General features: G+C 37.0%; 15 protein-coding genes. 7 read left to right on the top strand and 8 right to left on the bottom strand.

The window, feature by feature from the left end:
* The first annotated feature begins 687 nt into the window (after positions 1-687).
* From ACFFIP_RS12500 to ACFFIP_RS12470, 7 genes are all read left to right on the top strand, one after another.
* Positions 688-1,287, top strand: coding sequence for a Crp/Fnr family transcriptional regulator (locus ACFFIP_RS12500; RefSeq protein ID WP_382387992.1), 600 nt, complete (start codon positions 688-690; stop codon positions 1,285-1,287).
* A 229-nt stretch (positions 1,288-1,516) separates the two neighbouring features.
* Positions 1,517-3,055 carry a terpene synthase family protein gene (locus ACFFIP_RS12495; RefSeq protein ID WP_382387991.1) on the top strand — a complete coding sequence of 513 codons (1,539 nt, stop codon included), beginning with the start codon at positions 1,517-1,519 and terminating at the stop codon, positions 3,053-3,055.
* Positions 3,056-3,300: 245 nt separating this feature from the next.
* Positions 3,301-3,492: a hypothetical protein gene (locus ACFFIP_RS12490; RefSeq protein WP_382387990.1), complete on the top strand. Its 192-nt coding sequence runs from the start codon at positions 3,301-3,303 to the stop codon at positions 3,490-3,492.
* 2,500 nt (positions 3,493-5,992) lie between these two features.
* Positions 5,993-6,739, top strand: a complete 747-nt coding sequence (locus ACFFIP_RS12485) for a hypothetical protein (protein ID WP_382387989.1) — start codon at positions 5,993-5,995, stop codon at positions 6,737-6,739.
* Between the two features lie 3 nt (positions 6,740-6,742).
* Positions 6,743-7,186, top strand: coding sequence for a DUF5675 family protein (locus ACFFIP_RS12480; protein WP_382387988.1), 444 nt, complete (start codon positions 6,743-6,745; stop codon positions 7,184-7,186).
* Positions 7,156-7,368 carry a hypothetical protein gene (locus ACFFIP_RS12475; protein ID WP_382387987.1) on the top strand — a complete coding sequence of 71 codons (213 nt, stop codon included), beginning with the start codon at positions 7,156-7,158 and terminating at the stop codon, positions 7,366-7,368. Before ACFFIP_RS12480 ends, ACFFIP_RS12475 begins: the two co-directional genes overlap by 31 nt.
* 15 nt (positions 7,369-7,383) lie before the next feature.
* Positions 7,384-7,614 (top strand): hypothetical protein, encoded by a 231-nt coding sequence (locus tag ACFFIP_RS12470; RefSeq protein WP_382387986.1) that lies wholly within the window; start codon positions 7,384-7,386, stop codon positions 7,612-7,614.
* A gap of 1,140 nt (positions 7,615-8,754) precedes the next feature.
* Here the strand turns inward: ACFFIP_RS12470 and ACFFIP_RS12465 are convergent.
* The 8 genes from ACFFIP_RS12465 to ACFFIP_RS12430 form a co-directional block, all read right to left on the bottom strand.
* A complete protein-coding gene (locus tag ACFFIP_RS12465) occupies positions 8,755-9,936 on the bottom strand; it encodes a glycosyltransferase family 4 protein (protein ID WP_382387985.1) in 1,182 nt (393 codons plus the stop codon).
* Positions 9,937-10,187: 251 nt separating this feature from the next.
* Complete coding sequence (locus ACFFIP_RS12460; RefSeq protein WP_382387984.1) at positions 10,188-11,375, bottom strand: hypothetical protein; 1,188 nt, start codon at positions 11,373-11,375, stop codon at positions 10,188-10,190.
* 149 nt (positions 11,376-11,524) lie between these two features.
* Positions 11,525-12,652, bottom strand: coding sequence for a glycosyltransferase (locus tag ACFFIP_RS12455; RefSeq protein ID WP_382387983.1), 1,128 nt, complete (start codon positions 12,650-12,652; stop codon positions 11,525-11,527).
* A complete protein-coding gene (locus ACFFIP_RS12450; RefSeq protein WP_382387982.1) occupies positions 12,649-13,815 on the bottom strand; it encodes a glycosyltransferase in 1,167 nt (388 codons plus the stop codon). Before ACFFIP_RS12450 ends, ACFFIP_RS12455 begins: the two co-directional genes overlap by 4 nt.
* Complete coding sequence (locus ACFFIP_RS12445) at positions 13,802-14,881, bottom strand: glycosyltransferase (RefSeq protein WP_382387981.1); 1,080 nt, start codon at positions 14,879-14,881, stop codon at positions 13,802-13,804. The genes ACFFIP_RS12450 and ACFFIP_RS12445 overlap by 14 nt, the downstream gene beginning before the upstream one ends.
* A gap of 27 nt (positions 14,882-14,908) precedes the next feature.
* Positions 14,909-15,805 carry a glycosyltransferase family 2 protein gene (locus ACFFIP_RS12440; protein WP_382387980.1) on the bottom strand — a complete coding sequence of 299 codons (897 nt, stop codon included), beginning with the start codon at positions 15,803-15,805 and terminating at the stop codon, positions 14,909-14,911.
* Entirely contained in the window at positions 15,795-17,027 is a 1,233-nt protein-coding gene (locus ACFFIP_RS12435) for a glycosyltransferase family 4 protein (RefSeq protein ID WP_382387979.1), read from the bottom strand. Before ACFFIP_RS12435 ends, ACFFIP_RS12440 begins: the two co-directional genes overlap by 11 nt.
* 131 nt (positions 17,028-17,158) lie before the next feature.
* On the bottom strand, positions 17,159-18,076 hold the full coding sequence (locus tag ACFFIP_RS12430; protein ID WP_382387978.1) for a hypothetical protein: 918 nt from the start codon (positions 18,074-18,076) through the stop codon (positions 17,159-17,161).

Genomic DNA, 18,076 nt, shown 5'->3' with positions numbered 1-18,076 from the left:
AGCTTGGAAACAAAAAATGTCGCTAATTCTTAATCAAACGTCATAAAACCCAATTATAAACCCCATACTTTCACCACTTTATATTTTCTTAGAGATATTTCTCAATTTCATCTTTATACATAGGAGAAAATTAAAAAAATTGAAGGAGATATTTCACTTTGTCTATATACATATTTATCATCTTTATCTTAGTAGATAAATTATATTTATATATATCAATTAACAAAAGGTGAATTCACATCCATTTAGAAGTGACATTCATAGCCTTATGAAACTTAGATAAAAAATAACACACTTATTACATTGAAATGTACACTTATTAGAAGAGGAGCGGAGGAGTGACGACGGACCGGGCCGGCTCCGGCCTTGTGCGCTGATAGGTTTCCGTCGTCTTGATTTTTTTGGTTACTTTTTGTATTAAGACAAAAAGTGACTAAAGAAAATTTGCAATCAAAATAAACAGACGAATTGAAATTTATAGCAGTTAAAAAATAGTAGGTTACTAAGACAGGTTTTCCTGGAGTTATTATTCAATTTCATCTTTATCATCATAGAAGCATCAATTGACTGATCTGCCCCGGTTAACAACATTTTACGGAGGATACGTCATCGATCATCAGTCATCTAACTTTCATTTAAGATGAATTTGATTAATGACCTTTTTAATAAATATAAAATACCATCATCATGATCCCATACAAAAGAAAAATCCAACTAAGACTCTACATGCTAGAAAACAAACTCCCCATGGATCCCCTTTGCAGATCTATGCTAGACTACGCTATCCCCCTAAATTTTAAGAAAAACGAAACCATCAAAATGCCCTCCAATAAAGAGATGATCTATTTTATCAATAAAGGTCAAGCCATTGCCTATGTCAATTCACACCACGCAAAATCCTGGATGAGACTAATAGGTCAATGCAACTTCTTTTGCGATTTCGACCCCGACCCAGATACAAAATTCCAAGACCTGACCTGGCAAGCTATTACGGCATTGGAACTATTGGCTATACCCTTTCACCCTTTCAAATCCAGTATGCAGAATTTTCCCACACAATGGAAAAGTTTCATCAATCACCTTCAACAAATTGAACTCGAACGCATCCAACACTTGGCCCTTATCAACACCCTCAAAAATGCAGAAAAAGTGGATTACCTGGAACAATATTTACCCCATATGATCATCCAAACAAAATATGAATTCATTGCCAGATTTATCGGCATGAGCAGAGAGTCTCTGACCCGAATAATCAGCAAAAAAAATCACAGCCCCTCTGTTTTTTAACCATTTCAAGACAAAATATGTCGCTTTTTTTACCATAAATTGGAAATTTTTACTTCAAACTATTGACTTATTTGTTTTTCCTTTTATAGATTTAAGTGTTTCGTTACAACAGACCCTTTTTGAACAACACATTTTAGAACACTCTTAGAATAAAATTTTCGGTGTTTTTGGACCGATAAGGATTGCTTTTTTCCAATTGTTAAACTGTACGACTAAATGTGTAATTATTATGAGAAAAAGTAATGAATACCTACGCACCTTAAAGGCTATTTTGGACAGTATTAATGAAATTCCATTAGGGCAGTATCAACAGCTATTTCCTTTTACATCTTTGAACACTTTCAAAAAAAATGAAGTGATCAGAGAGGCTAACCTTACAGAAGATTCAGCCCACTTCATCATCATGGGTACCCTCGGTCTTTTTGATGGCCAAAAAATCATCAGACCCTTTTGTAAAGGACAGGTAGCTTTTGATGCTGAATGTTACTACCAAAAATCAATCAGCAAATACAGGTTGATCGCACTGGAAGAAACCATGACTTTCTCTATTTCATACCACCAGGAAAGCGTCATATTTGATGAATTGCCTGAATTCAAATCATTATCCATCAAACTAAAAGAAAACTCATTCTCTGAAAAAGAATTTTGGACTAAAATCACAGAATTACACTATAAAGATGCGATCCCCTTTTTGAAAGAAAATTTCGCTGAAACCATGAACGTATTGACCCGAAAACAATTAAGTGAATTACTAGGTGTCAACCCAAAAACCATCGAAAGGTACTACCAGAAAATTTACCAGAACAAAAAAAGCATTGCCATCAAATCACTCAACAATGAAATACTCAATTACCCCTTTAAATCTAAATTACATCCATACCATGAAAACATTGCCCTCCTAAATAGCTATTGGATCAGCAAAATGAAACTACTGACCAACAAACGGGAAAAAGACAAATTCCAGAAATTGAAATTACACCTTCTAGTCTGTCGTTTATATCCCGAAGCCAAAATTGATACGGTCAACTGGATCTCTAAATTATTTGTCCTTTTATTGATGCTGGACAACTATTCCGAAAAATTACCCAATGGAAAAAAATCGGCATTTTGGTTCGCAGCACTCAACCATTTCCTCAAACTCGGTTATAACAAACCTTCAAAAAATGAGGAGGAATTACCAACTACTTTAAAGAATTCAATGAATTATTTATGGAATAACTTGAAATCAATTGCTTCTTCCCATACCATCAACCAATTAAAATCAGAATTGGCCATCTACTTCAAATCATGCATTTGGGAAGCATTCAATAGAGATAACGATTTAATTCCATCATTGGAACAATACCTAATGTATAGGCCTTACGCCTCTGGTGCAAAACTCTCCTTACACCTGATCCAATTGACCATGGAAGAAAGTCAGCCAAACATTCTCAAATCTTGGCCAAGGCTACAGGAGTATATACAATTGGCTTCAAAATTGATTTTTACAGCTAATGACCTTTTAATCCACGATAAGAAAATGAACCTCAATGACCCACATAATTGGGTGTTCCTTTTATGCCATCTTAAAGGCTGGGATGAAGAAAAAGCCAAAGGACATATTTTGTCCATCCATGACCAAACCTTGGAACAGTTCCTCAAACTGGACAGGGAATACCTGGAAAATCACCTACCAGAAAATCAGGTGCTATTAACACCCATCAAAAAAATCAAATACCAAATTTCTGGAGGGGTGGCATGGTATGTAAAAGATACTTTTCATCATTAACTATCAATCATATTCCTATGTAAAATTTACCCGAAAAAACATCGGACTTCGGTCACCCGACATCTGTCAACCAACATCAGTCATCTGACACCCAACATCAGTCCTCGGGCATCGGACATCAGACATCCGTCATCGGACATCCAACATCAGTCATCGGGCATCCAACATCCGCCACCCGACAGTCCATTCCTCATTTCGGAAATCAAATTGATCAATAAAGGTTTGTCTTTTTTGGAACTCATATCATGTACAGGAAGAGGTGCGTCATATATGCCAAAGATATTCAAAGAATGACAGACAGGTCAGAGAGATATTCCCAGGACCTGCTGCAGAAAATCCGTATGCACTTCAAAAAACAATCCCATCAGTTTGTGACCATCAAAGAATTTTCAGAATTCTCCGGCATCCCCATTGATGACATTGAAAACTACCTCTAACCAAATTTTAAAGACAAAATACCGATATCAAAAAAACCATATTTATTTCAAAATAATACAACAAAATACCTAAATTTAGCCTTTCCAGACCCTATCCAACCCTATACCTCCCCTATAGATACGGTATACATTCCCCGTAGATACTCCGTTAAAACGACAAATTCCTAGAAACCATTGCATTTTTCCAAGAAATCAATTTCCCCTTCCCAAAATCCAATTCCCACCTTAGTCCACCTTGGTTCAAAATCCCACCTTGGTTCAATGTCTACAGATTTATCTACCTAGAGGGAGACTTGGACCTTACTCCCTCCCTACAACCTGGCCCCTCACTAAATCAGTCCACTGGACTGATTCTTAACGTTCGGTCCTCTCCAGAAGCTGGACTCCCTTAAATCTCAACCAGCACAAGAATTCGCGTCAATTCAAAGCCTCGCGCCTAATTCATTTCTAGTGATGCATTGATCAGGAAATAACATCAAAATCCACCAGCAGCCAAAATATAGAATTTAAAAATTTGTGTAATTCCTGCCTGGCAGCAGACAGGCGTGAAATTTGTGGTTATCTTTTCTATCCTATCCGCGGTTCCATACCGCCGGCGTATCCGGGATGGCCTCCAACCATCCCTCTGATATCCCGGCCCTTCAGGCCTATTTAATCGACTCAAAAATCCATTTTCTTCTCCAAAAATGTAATCCCTATCAGCACAAGAATTCGTGAAAATTCGCAAGCTCTGCGCCTAATTCATTTTTAGTGATGCATTGATCAGGGAATTACATCAAAATCCCCCAACAGCTAAAATCTAGATTTTAAAATTTGTGTAATTTGTGTAATTTGTGGTTATCCTTTTTATCCTATCCGCGGTTCCATACCGCCGGCGTATCCGGGATGGCCTCCAACCATCCCTCTGATATCCCGGCCCTTCAGGCCTATTTAATCGACCAAAAATCCATTTTCTTCTCCAAAAATGTAATCCCTATCAGCACAAGAATTCGCGAAAATTCGCAAGCCCTGCGCCTAATTCATTTTCTTGTGATGCATTGATCAGAAAATCACATCAAAATCCCCCAGCAGCCAAAATGTAGAATTTAAAAATTTGTGTAATTTGTGGTTATCCTTTTTATCCTATCCGCGGTTCCATTCCGCCGGCGTATCCGGGATGGCCTCCAACCATCCCTCTGATATCCCGGCCCTTCAGGCCTATTCAACTTGCTCAGAAATCTTTCCTATAACAAAACCGTCATCCGGAACTTTAGAAAAGTTCAAACTTTTGCCTTTTTACTTTTTACTTGGCTCTTCAATCATTCTTAACTCAACATTCTCAACCCTTTTTACTTTTTACTTTTGCCTTGGCTCTTATATTTCCATTCTTCATTTTTCATTCATCACTCTACATTCTCAATTAATGGCCTCCAACCATCCCTCTGATATCCCGGCCCTTCAGGCCTATTCAACTAGCTCAAAAAACTTTCCCATAACAAAACCGTCATCCGGAACTTTAGAAAAGTTCAAACTTTTGCCTCCCGAAATTCTTCGGGACAAGTTTTTTACTTTTGCCTTGGCTCTTCAATCCTTCTTAACTCAACATTCCAAACCCTTTTTCCTTTTTACTTTTGCCTTGGCTCTTCAATCCTTCTTAATTCAACATTCCAAACCCTTTTGCCTTTTTACTTTTGCCTTGGCTCTTATATTTCCATTCTTCATTTTTCATTCTTAATTCAACATTCTCAATTAATGGCCTCCAACCATCCCTCTGATATCCCGGCCCTTCAGGCCTATTCAACTTGCTTAGAAATCTTTCTCATAACAAAACCGTCATCCGGAACTTTAGAAAAGTTCAAACTTTTGCCTCCCGAAATTCTTCGGGACAAGTTTTTTACTTTTGCCTTGGCTCTTCAATCCTTCTTAACTCAACATTCTCAACCCTTTTGCCTTTTTACTTTTGCCTTGGCTCTTCAATCCTTCTTAATTCAACATTCTCAACCCTTTTGCCTCCCGAAATTCTTCGGGACAAGTTTTTTACTTTTTCCTTGGCTCTTCAATCCTTCTTAACTCAACATTCCAAACTCTTTTTCCTTTTTACTTTTTCCTTGGCTCTTCAATCCTTCTTAATTCAACATTCTCAACCCTTTTGCCTTTTTACTTTTTCCTTGGCTCTTCAATCCTTCTTAACTCAACATTCCAAACTCTTTTTCCTTTTTACTTTTGCCTTGGCTCTTCAATCCTTCTTAACTCAACATTCCAAACCCTTTTTCCTTGGCTCTTAAATAACCTCCCACAAACCCGATCTCCCATACTTACCAAAGCTCCAACCCGACAACCCGACAACCCGACAACAATGACAACAATGACAACTTTTCCCCCTCATTCTTAATTCATAACTCTCCATTCTACATTCAAAAACCCCCCTTTTCCGCAAAATCCGCAGGATCCGCAAACTCATTTTCCCTTCTCCTCCACCCTTCCCAAATTTGACCATGTTTCACTTAAAACAAGTAAAATTATGGCAAAACAAACCAGTATCATAACCCTTAACGGTAAAGTCGGAGCACTATCCTTCTACAAAACCAAAGACGGCTACTTCGCTAGAGAAAAAGGCGGAGTAAGTAGATCAAGAATCATGTCGGATCCAAGATTCGCACGTACCAGGGAAAATATCAGAGAGTTTACCGAAAATACCCGGACTACCAAACTCTTCCTCGATACCATCAGGCCCGCCACGCTCAAAATCGCAGATCCTAAAATCTACCAGAGAATGGTTACCCTCATGATGAGAATCCTCAAGTCAGACCCGGTCAACTCCCGAGGCGACAGAAAGGTAAGCGAAGGCGATTGGAACATGCTCCAAGGCTTCGAACTCAATGGAAGAGCCGGACTGTCCAGCACCCTTCGTGCCGAATATGCCCAGGTCAACACCGCCACTGAATGGGGTGTCAGCATCCCTTCATTCCTGCCGGCAGACTTCCTGATCGTTCCCGAAGGATCAACACACTTCAGGATATTCATCGCAGGAGTATCTGTGAATATCGCAACCGGAGAGAGATCTCTGGAGATGAGCTCAACTGAGGAACTTCCAGTAAACTCCGCCAGTGGACAGATTGATCTATCCATTCAGAAGGATGTACTTGGAGAACAGCATAAGGCCTATTTCATGGGAGTGGAGTTCGCACAACTGGTCAATGGTCAGCATTACAATATCAATAACGGTATCCACAATGCTGCTGCCATCATCATGACCGAAAACACCTAATCCATGAAGCTCATACTGCAAAGGCGGTATGGAAAAAAGGAAACCAGGGGAATACTGTACAGGGACCATAAAGCCCTGTGCAGAACCCTGGAACCTCCTGCCGCTAAGATCGCCAACTGTCCCTGTCTGCCGGAAGGAACCTATAGCCTCCAACTGACTTACAGTGAGGCAAAAGGCTGGTATCCTGTACTTCATTGTGAGGGCAGGGCCATCAAAGGAAGAATCTTCCCGCTTTTCCAAGGTCATGGCTACAGGAATATGTGCATCTCCCCTGTCAGTACCTTTAGGGAAACAGGCAGATTCTCCAAACTGGCCTTTCTCAAACTCTTGGACAGTATCGAAAATTGGCTGGAACAGGGAGAGGAAATAGTGCTGGAAATAGAGGAAAAACCAATCAAAAGACACAACATAAAGCCATGGTCATCACAGAAGGTTTTATCGGTCTGATCTTGGGAGGGCTTTCTTCTGTTCTCCTATCGGTAATAGCCTATTTCTTAAAGCTATTGGTGCAGGACATCAGGGACTTGAAAAAAGACCAGATGAACCTGAGAGAACTCTGCATTTGGCTGAAAGCCGAGCAGGGACAGATCAAAAAAGAGGTATCAAACCTCATTAAAAAAATCAGTTAAAACAATTCGAAAACTATGAATACAATCGATGAAATCAAGAAAAGGGTGACGGGCCCAACCCCTCCCTTTTTCAAAAAACTCAGAAACATCGGCCTGGTGGTAACAGGAGTCGGTGCAGCCATCATGACTGCCCCGGTGGTCTTACCTACCTTCCTGATCACAGGAGCGGGCTACCTCATGACAGCCGGAGCCGTCATCACCGCCATCAGTCAGATTACCCTTCCCCATGACCCCGATGAGGAATAGTTAAATAAAAAAATCCCGCGATGGTTTCGCGGGATTTTTTTTTAGGAGGAGTCAGTATTGTCCGGAATATCTTGATTCAAGGTTCTTCAGGTTTATTTCCCATGAGAGAGACTTGGACCCCTCTATTGTAACCAGTTGTCCTGCTTCTCCAGAAGCTGGACTTTGTTGAATTAAAGATCCTTCCTCTTCCTTACCTCACCCCAACCCCTCTCCTAAAAGTAGAGGGGCTATCCGTTACAATAGCAATATCCGTTGTACCAGCAGCACAACCTTCAGTTGTCAAAATGAAACCAAAAAAGCAATCAGCATCAATTAATTTAAGGGTAATTAGAGCCAGGAAGTCCTCCTTGTCGCTTGTTATCCTGCTTCTCCAGAAGCTGGACTATTGTAATCTCATTCGGAACAAGAATTCGCGTCAATCCAAAGCCTCGCGCCTAATTCATTTTCTTTTGTTGCATTGATCTGAAAATCACATCAAAATCCTCAATCAGCCAAAATATAGAATTTAAAAATTTGTGTAATTAGTGTAATTCCTGCCTGCAGCAGGCAGGAGTGGTTATCATTTCTATCCTATCCGCGGTTCCGTATCGCCGGCGTATCCGGGATGGCCTCCAACCATCCCTCTAATATCCCGGCCCTTCAGGCCTATTCACTTTGCTCAGAAATCTTTCTCATATCAAAACCGTCATCCGGAACTTTAGAAAAGTTCAAACTTTTGCCTTTTTACCCACCCTGCATCCTGGCCCCTCACTAAAATCAGCCAAAGGGCTGATTTCTTAACGTTCGGTCCTCTTGGCTCTTATGTTCCCATTTATCATTCCCAATTCCACATTAAAGACCTCTCCTACCGTCGAGGTGACAAGGAGAAGCCCTTTTCAATAACCACCCCTTTGAGATATTTTACCCTTTTCTTTGTGTCCTCATTGACCTTCGTGGTTTAAAAAACCCCCTATCTAAAAAGCAACAATCTCCCCAACCCTTAAAGCTCCAACCTGACAACTCGACAACCATGACAACAACAATAACTCATTCTTCATTTTTAATTCCTCATTCTTCATTACCCCCTCCCCCTTTTTCCTTTTGCCTTTTGACTTGGCTCTTAATCCCCCTCTTAATGAACCCCTTAAATCGCTCAACTTCTTAATGGTTCAAACTTTCGAAATCCGCCTTTCGACTTCCCACTTCCAACAAACTCTCCACTTCCCTCCTCATCACCCCAAAATTCCCCTCCACCGTAAACCGCTCCTTCACCAATTCCAATCCCTTCTCTCCCATCCTTTTCCTCAGCGATGCATCCAGGATCAAGGTTTTCAATGCCTGAATCCACTCCTCCTCAGTACCCGCCAGAAACCCATTCTCCCCATGCCTCACCACTTCCTGATTCATCCCCACAGGTGAAGCCACCACAGGCAGGCCACATGCCATATATTGGATCAATTTGTAAGCACATTTCCCCCGCTCCCATTGATCATCCGGAAGAGGCATAATTCCAATATCCATCTTCCTGATCGCCTCCACTTCTCCCTCCTCCGTCCAGACGATATGCTTTATGTCAACCTTGGAACCCAGTTCCTCATTCTTAATTCTCAATTCTCCATTCACAATTAAAAGTCCAAACTCCACTTCCTCCCCTAACCGCTCCAACACAGGCAATAATCCCCTCAAATACTTCATCGTACTCGGACTCCCTATCCACCCCACCCAAACTTTTTTATCTTGATTGTTTTCACTTTCTGGAATATCCCGCCCTGCAACCTGGCCCCTGCTATCCCGATAGCTATCGGGAGTCCCCCGGACATTTTCTTCACGCTGGGTCCTCCCTAATTCTACATTCATATACTTATGCGCGTCAATAACCGTAGCCATCTCCACAACCCTTTTCGCTCCCGCTTGAATCGCACGTTCCCTCAAATACCCATTCCCCGCCCAGACCATGGTGGCATATCCCATTACCAGATCAATTTTATCTCCCATCCAAGACCTCACCAGCTTATTCTTGCTCTGGTCATAATTATGAAACACCGCATCATCATAATCCACGATATACTTCTTCCCAAAAAGCTTCAATAAAAACTCCGCATAGGCAGGCAGATAAGGAAACAATTCCTTTTCAATAATCAGCACATCATATTTCCAGATTGATAGTAAAATCCCCAATCTCCTCAGGTAACATCCAATCACATTTCCCACACCTGGTCTGATATGGGCATAGAGGGATTTCAGGTAAACCTCATTAAAAAAAGAGGATACCTTTACCTGGTATCCCCCTGCTTCCCATAAGGGCAAAAACTGATAAGTCCTCACCCTGCTCGACGCCCCCATCCGGGGATATTTTGGTAAAAAAAGTATTTTCTTCTTCAAACTATAACCCACTTACAATTTAATTCAATTCAATAACCTTGGTATCCTAAACCAACTCGACAACCTGACAACTAGACAACATCGAATAATATACCTTACAAAAATCCCTCATTCATAATTCCTCACTCTTCATTGCCCAAACTTTTGCCTTTTTACTTTTGCCTTGGCTCTTAATATTAGTCCCACTTATCATTCTACATTTCCAAAGCCCCCTATCCCTTCTTCAATTCCATTTCACGCTTTTTGGAAATAACCTCCTCCCTTTGTTTGTAGTACTTCAACTTCTCCTGCAACTTCTGATACCTCAATTTTTTATTGTAGGCAATCAAGAAGAAGCAAAAGAGCAGGAAATAAATCATGGTCATGTTTTTCATACGCATAATAACCCCCAAATTACCTAAGCTGTTAGCAAAGGCCAAAGTAATCGGAATAAACATGATAATCCCTGTTTTTAAAAATACCGGCATGTCCCGTAATGCTTCAGGTGTCCAATTTCTGTAAATAAAAAAACTTAAATACAAATACAATGCATTTTCAAAGGAACTAAGTAATGCCATTACATTATGAGCATCTAGGAATAGAGGTCTAAACATATATGTAAAAATTCTTAGTGGCCAAGGATAAGAAGAAATATCAACCCCAGACTTAACATTTCCAGATTTCAAAAGAAATGCTGTTTTTTCAGCCTTTCCAGTCATTTCATCTAAAGAAAAATCACTGATTTCCAAAAAATCAAGAGTTGTAGAACTCAAGTAGGAAGTACCGATCAAAGCCAAAGCGCCTAAAAATATTTTATAACTGATTTTGATTTCAGATCCTAAAACCAAAGCTATGGCAATAGCACCTATCAGTGCCTGACCAATATGAGGCCTAGTATAATATGCAAAAAATAAAGCAATTCCAGCTTGCCACCATCTCGATTTATATTCCTGAATTGCAAATAAAAACCAAGCTATTGCCCAAAAAGAAATTGAATCTTTACCAACACCTGATGACCAAAAATGCAAATTAGGTATATAAAAAATCAAAGGAAATAATGGCAAATTAAGTACATAATGATTGACGGGAAATTTTGTAGCAACTAAAACAAATAAATACCTAATTCCAATAAATCCTAGAAAGCCAAATAAAATGTTTCCAGTAAGGTAACTTAACCCTAAAATTTTACTCGGCATATAGCACAGCCAAAGAATAAAAGTTGTACTTGTGCCAAAATAACTAAACCAAGTAATTTCACCCTTAATTAAGACTTGCTCCATTACCATTCCCCAGTACCCCTTGGAATCTCCTCCAAAATTCAAAATATACCAAGTGAAGAATAGGCTAAAAAACAGATGATAAAACAGCAAATAATGTAAATGCAATTCATACTTATAGGGCAAGCTAAATTTCTTAGCCATAATCGAGTTCGAGTTGACCAAAGCAATTAAAAGTGCCACTATAATAATTACATCTATCATATTAAATAAGGCAAAAGTAAAAAGGAAAAAGTCAAAAGGATTTGGAATTAGGTTTAAACTTAAGAATCTTCACAACTATAAATTCCATTTTACTCTATAATTCCTTTTTTCTTTAACAATTCAAGATACAAATCCTCAACTTTCCTGCAATATCGATCAGCAGTATAATGTTCCATCGCACGCTCATAACCATTTTCTCCCATGCTTTTACTTGTTTCAGGAAAATCGATTAGATATTGAATTTTTTCGGCAATTTCTTGGGGAGAATTTGGAGGAATTAAAAATCCTGTCTGATTATCTACTACAATATCCTGTAAACCACCGACCTTTGTACCAATTACCGGTAATCTAAAAAACATTGCCTCTACTGCTACAAGCCCAAATCCCTCATTTGCTGAAGGTACACAAAACACATCCATTATTAAGTAATAGTATGTTGTTTTAGACTGATAACCAACAGTCAAAAATTGTTTTTCAACTCCCAAATCAATGGCAAGATTTTTAAGTTGATTTAAGTCTTGGCCATCTCCAACCAAAAGAAATTTTACTTTAGGGTTATCAATTTTTTGAAGAGCTTTCAAAATATCAGAGAATCTTTTCACAACATCTAACACCCTTCCTACTGCTCCAATAATAAAATCGCCTGAACTTATTTTCAATTTCGATTTTAACGCTTCAATCTGATTTTGGTCAAAATCAACACTTGGAATTGAAACTCCATTATTTATAAGGTGAACTTTATTTGGGTGAATTTTGGCTTTCTTGATTAAGAAATTGCAAACATTTGGAGAAATACCAATAATTTTATCTGAAAGTTTCACTAAGAACCTTTGAAGCCAAATCGCTTTTTGGCTACGATAAACAGGATCAGATGTTTCTTCCAAAATAATAACAGGGACTTTACCAAGATTACCACTTATGGCAGCCATTGCCATTCCTTCAAAAATAGCTCCGTGAATTATATGGGGCTTAAACTCCTTGATAATTCTTAAAACTTCCCCATATTTTCTTATATCAAGAATTGATTTAAAAACTCCTATCGGAATTAATTCAACTCCTTCTTTCTCTAAAGAATCAGCCACATATCCCCCAGCCCAAGTACAAACAATTTTATGTTCAAACTTCCCCTTATCCAACCCTTTAATAAGAGTTAACCTTACTTGTTCTACTCCACCAGAAGCAATTGTTTCAATGCAATGAAGTACTCGGATTTTCATCCATTATAAATATTTATAAGTAATTTTTCATAATTTTCTGGAAGAAACCTTCTTGCTTCGGTTATTGCACTTTTGCCCATACCATCTCTTTCTTGCAAAGGTAAACTAATTAAATCCACCATAGCACTAACTATTGACTCAATATTCAATGGGTCAATATATACACCTGACTTACTCGAGCCCAATATTTCAATAGCTCCTCCCACTTTGGTTACTATTGAAGGCAATCCAGACAACATTGCTTCAACCAAAGAAACTGAAGATCCTTCACTCAAAGATGGCAACACAAAAACATCTGCTTTTTTTAAAAAAAGAAAAACATTCTCCTGAAATCCCCAAAACTTCACTTTATCTGAAACCCCTAATTCCTTACTCTGATTTTCAAGTGTCTCCCTTAATGGCCCATCTCCCACAATCCATAATTCTATAGATTTTTCAGAAAATTCATTGCATAACCTTGCCAAAGCATTAATCAACCTATCCAAATTCTTCACCGGCACCAACCTACATGTCGTTACAAACACAAATGGCTTTTCTCCTTCAATCTGGTTTCCATGCAAATCAGGCTCACTAAAAAGAATAGCCTTCCCTTTGTCATTTTCCTGCCCGCCGTGGCGGGGAGTGGAGGCACGGAGCGAGAAATCTATTGACTTCCCCTTTATTTCAACAGGATTATACACCACCTCCACCTTCTCTGCCTCCACTTCCCCTAATTCCACTATCCTTTCTTTTACCGCCTGAGAAATAGAAATCACTTTCGTCGCGTTTTTATAAACCAGTTTGAAAATATACTTCCAATAAGAATGATGATTCGGAAAACCTATTTCCTCTCCAATCCGAACAGGAACATCCGCCAATCTTGCTGCGATTAGTCCATGAAAATTTGCTTCTCCACCTTGACAATGCAAAACATCCGGCTTTAATCTTCTAATAATTTTTATGAGTCTATAAATTGATTTTAAATTTGGTATCCTAGGATTATGATTTAATATTTCAATTTGAATTCCCTGAGCTTCCATAGACCGCGAAATCCTTCCCCCTTTTCCAAGAACTACAACAGATACTTTAAGTCCTTTCATTTTCACCAATCGCGGCAGAGAATTCGCTAAAACCTGTTCAACACCTCCAAAATCAAGCTCTGATACTACCCTAAGAATTTTCATGTATTAAAGATTCAAACAGGCTTAACCAATTGTTCATAATTTTATCAGGGGCAAAATTTGTAGAGAATTCCTTGGCATTTTCAGAAATCTCATTCCTCATTTCCTCATTATTAATTAGAAATTCAATAGCTTCAGAAAGTTTTTTCACATCATCTTGATCAACTAAAACACCTGTCTTTAAATGCTCGATCAATGTTAAGGGACCAGAATATGTTTTATAACTTATTACAGCTGTTTTTTCTGCAAATGCCTCTAATATATTTAATGGAAAACATTCTAATTTTGATGATAAAACTAAAATTGATGCTTCCATTATCTTGTCTCTAAAATCAGGAATCGCTTGATTAATTTTGATTGAATTACAGTTTTTTTCAACTACCGATTTGAAAAAATTTAGATCCTCTTCATTTGCATCAATATATAAATGATATTCCCAATCAGACGTTTTATTATAAATTAAATTCCAAGCTTTTATTTGATGATTCCATTGTTTTAAAACATCATTTCTCCCTCCGGAAATGATAATTTTCTTTTTTTCTTTCTTATTATAATTATTTCCAGGGTCTATGAAATTAGGGATAATTGTCACATTTTTTAATCCATAATTACTTTTTTCAAGATTATTTAAAAGAACCACCTTGTCATATAATTTGTAAAAATGTTTTTTTATATAATATGACTTTTGAATGATAATTTTTGAGGTTGAATGGATTTCCAACACTTTAGGAACTTTTCTATATATTGAAACCAGTGTAAAAAAATCTAAACTAGTAAGGGTGCTTACACATATTTGAATATTATGTTTCTTTATTAGACCTTTTACAAAACGTTTGAATTTTAAAACATACCATATTTTTTTGAAACCACTAAGACCATCATAGACCGATCCAAAATTATATATCTTCAGTTTTCCATTAAACTTTTCTTCATAATCAGAGTGGTGACTTTTAACAAAAACAACAATAGAATAACCCTTAACTTTAATAAACCACTCAATCTTTTTAATAGTAATTGTAGAAATACCTCCTACACTTTCAATATTATTTAATAAATATAAAATTCTCACTGTATATTGAACCTACTTAAGTCTATTCTATCTTTTTGTTTTTTCTGATTGTATTAACGAAAAATACTCTCTAAAAACACCTAGATTAACTGCATTACAGACTTTTAAAATATCTAAAGATTGTGATAAAGGAATTGTGAAAAGCTTTTTAATAAAGAACCTATATCTTCTAAATGAAAACTGAGCAACATGTAAAAAAAAATAAAAATTTCTCCCTTTAAATCTCCTGATATATGTCCCACCTATTATTCTTTGATATTTGTAAACCATATCACTTGTAAAATATCTGGCAGGATGATGTACAATCAAATTTTCTGAAAAAATAAGCTTATATTTTTGACTGATTTTCCCAGAAAGTTCTGAATCCCCATTTGATTTTATAATCGAATTAAATCCTCCAAACTCTTGGATAACAGACTTATAAGAAAACCAATTAGCAGTAATAGCAAAACCTTCTTGGGCGTACTGTTGTGTCTTAAATGCTGTAAACTTTTCATACAGCTCAGCTGGTGATAATTTTAACGGGTCTTTAAAAAATAATGCAACAGGACCAGTTAATATTCCTATGCTCTTTGTTTTATCAATTGAAAAGTGAGCATATGCATTATGTAACCAATCTTTACCAGGCAAACAATCAGAGTCTGTAAATCCCACCACAGTTCCTCGTGCCATTTTAAGTCCCTTATTTCTTGCTGCATAAGAGCCATGAGTTACTTCATTTGTAAAAAGAAGATCAAATGTGAATTGATTTGGATTTATTTTTAAATCACTTATTTCAGGATCATTATTGACCACAATAACTTCAAAATTAAAATTCATTGATAAGTAACCATTGAAACGATCAAGACACTGAAGAAGTCTTTCAGTATCTTGATAAACCGGAATAATAACCGAAAAATATGGTTCCTTTTTTTCAATTGTCATTTAATACATTTTTATATATTCCAATTAACTTTTCACCTAATACCTTTGAATCAAAATTTTCAACTATATATTTCCTTCCTAAATCCCCCATTTCTCTTCGAATCAAAGGATTTTTCACTAAAAATTTTAATTTTTCAACAAATCCATCCAAATCATATTCATTTACAAGAAATCCTGTAATACCATCCTTTAAACCATATTTTATTCCGCCTACATCTGAACAAACAACAGGTAATCCCATTGATTGTGCCTCTTGAATTACCAGTCCTTGAGTTTCACTACCCTTAAAAAATGGGTCATTTCTTGCAGGATATAAAAAAATATCTGATCTCGTTAATTGGGCTATAACTTCTTGTTGAGTTAATGAACCTAATAATTCTACATAATTTTCTAATTTCAGGTTTTTGATTTTTTGTATAATCGTCTCTTTTAATTCACCATCCCCAATTATAACCAATTTAATTCCTTCCACCTCGGCCCTTAATTTATTCATAATATCAAGAGCAAAATCTGCTCCTTTTAAATAAATTAGCCTTCCGACAAAAACCAACCTAACAACCTTCGAATCAAATGTTGCCACCGGTTTAAATTTGGAAGTATTTAAGCCTACAGGAAGAATGGAAACATTTTTAAAATCATCTATAGCTTTTAATAACGAAAAACTATATTTAGAGTTTACAATTAAATGATTAGAAAATTCATTAAATATTTTGTAATTTATTTTGAAATACTCAAGTCGATATGGAAATATATCATGTCCATGAAAAGAAATTACAATCTTAGACTTTTTTAAAAATCCAGCTTTTGACATTTTACAAGCAATAATTCCCTGATCTCCATAATGCGCATGCACAATTTCAGATTCATCTAATTCTTTTTGAAACAAATAATTCAAGAAAAATAACTTTTCTATCTTTCTAGAAGCTAAAGCTTTTATTCCAAAATTAAGTTTTCTGAATGTGAAATTCCCTGAATTTTTAAATATAAATACCAATAATTCCCTGAGTACTTTTAATTTGTTACTTTCTTTTGGTATAAAGAAATACCACGTTTTATCTAATAGCCCAGATCTTACTACATCTTCATGAATAAGTTCACTTTTTGATCTATAAAGTGAGTATATAGAAACTTGAAACCCTCTTCTTTTTAAATCAAGAATCTGATTTATCAACCATGTTTCTGAAATATTGGGGAAAGATTCGAGCAAAAATGCAATTTTCATAAATCCCATTAAATAGGTTGAAAACTAAAATAGTATATAATTTATATTCAATTATCTGAGACTGTCTTATTTCCAGTATAGAAAATTTAAATATAAGTTGAGTAAAAAATATTTTCTTGATTTTTTTAATCTTACTTATGAATCAAACAAGCCTCCGAAGGATTTTCAAACCAGGTAAACATGCTGACAAAGGGAAAACCCGCATATATTTTTTCATTTTCGACCACTGACTCCTGATGGGAAGCCAAATCGTACTTTTCCTTGCGATACTCGGACTCCAATTTTCGCTGAAGTCTATATCCATAATAACAATAGTTCCAAAACCAGCTAAACGGGACTTTTCCATCCCAAAAACCTGAAGTCGAGTAATAATTCTCTCTCAAAACATAATTGAAAACTGGCATATCATAATTTTGGGCATCTCCCAAGACCTCAAACACTTGGGTCATTCTTGTAAAAAGTTCCAGCAAATTTTCTTTTTTTCCACCAATAGTCCCAGGGTTAAAAACAGGATAGTCCAGAAAACTGACAGGAATCACCTTGTTAAAATTTTGATGGAATTGCCAAAGCGCAGTCAAAGTCCAAATGCCGTTTTTCCATACCTTTCTGTTACCCCTTCCCACAAAAAGCTTTTCTTGCTTTGCTTGCATCAGCGGCAATGGATTTTTATTGATCACCACATCATTGATATCCGTAGTCAAAACAAAACAATTATCTGGAAGTTTAGATATAAATTCTCGAAAAATAAAAAACCTTTCATCATTCAGTGACATCCCCCCCAACTGACATCGGACAAATCTGATTTTTTCGGTTTGGTATGTTTGAATAAAACCCTCGGAAAGCCTGTCGTAAAAAACCACTGCTTTGAGGTCATGCTTTTGAATAGAATTGTACCAGTTTTTGATATACTCAAAGTTGTCCGAATCCTGATATCCTCCCCTGACCGGATCCTGTTTGGAAGAAAAATAGGTGGAAAGCACAATCAATCTTCCCTCAAGATTTGAAAAATACTGAGAATAGGTTGATAGGTTATCTGCCAAACGCATCAT

The organism is Fontibacter flavus (genome assembly GCF_042432905.1).
Taxonomy (GTDB): Bacteria; Bacteroidota; Bacteroidia; order Cytophagales; family Cyclobacteriaceae; genus Fontibacter; species Fontibacter flavus.
This window is presented reverse-complemented; position numbering and strand designations above follow the sequence as displayed.

Coding starts and splice junctions, on each gene's coding strand:
- ACFFIP_RS12500 (WP_382387992.1), top strand. CDS start 688: ATGATCCCATACAAAAGAAAAATCCAACTAAGACTCTACATGCTAGAA.
- ACFFIP_RS12495 (WP_382387991.1), top strand. CDS start 1,517: ATGAGAAAAAGTAATGAATACCTACGCACCTTAAAGGCTATTTTGGAC.
- ACFFIP_RS12490 (WP_382387990.1), top strand. CDS start 3,301: ATGTACAGGAAGAGGTGCGTCATATATGCCAAAGATATTCAAAGAATG.
- ACFFIP_RS12485 (WP_382387989.1), top strand. CDS start 5,993: ATGGCAAAACAAACCAGTATCATAACCCTTAACGGTAAAGTCGGAGCA.
- ACFFIP_RS12480 (WP_382387988.1), top strand. CDS start 6,743: ATGAAGCTCATACTGCAAAGGCGGTATGGAAAAAAGGAAACCAGGGGA.
- ACFFIP_RS12475 (WP_382387987.1), top strand. CDS start 7,156: ATGGTCATCACAGAAGGTTTTATCGGTCTGATCTTGGGAGGGCTTTCT.
- ACFFIP_RS12470 (WP_382387986.1), top strand. CDS start 7,384: ATGAATACAATCGATGAAATCAAGAAAAGGGTGACGGGCCCAACCCCT.
- ACFFIP_RS12465 (WP_382387985.1), bottom strand. CDS start 9,936: ATGGGGGCGTCGAGCAGGGTGAGGACTTATCAGTTTTTGCCCTTATGG.
- ACFFIP_RS12460 (WP_382387984.1), bottom strand. CDS start 11,375: ATGGCTAAGAAATTTAGCTTGCCCTATAAGTATGAATTGCATTTACAT.
- ACFFIP_RS12455 (WP_382387983.1), bottom strand. CDS start 12,652: ATGAAAATCCGAGTACTTCATTGCATTGAAACAATTGCTTCTGGTGGA.
- ACFFIP_RS12450 (WP_382387982.1), bottom strand. CDS start 13,815: ATGAAAATTCTTAGGGTAGTATCAGAGCTTGATTTTGGAGGTGTTGAA.
- ACFFIP_RS12440 (WP_382387980.1), bottom strand. CDS start 15,805: ATGACAATTGAAAAAAAGGAACCATATTTTTCGGTTATTATTCCGGTT.
- ACFFIP_RS12435 (WP_382387979.1), bottom strand. CDS start 17,027: ATGAAAATTGCATTTTTGCTCGAATCTTTCCCCAATATTTCAGAAACA.
- ACFFIP_RS12430 (WP_382387978.1), bottom strand. CDS start 18,076: ATGATGCGTTTGGCAGATAACCTATCAACCTATTCTCAGTATTTTTCA.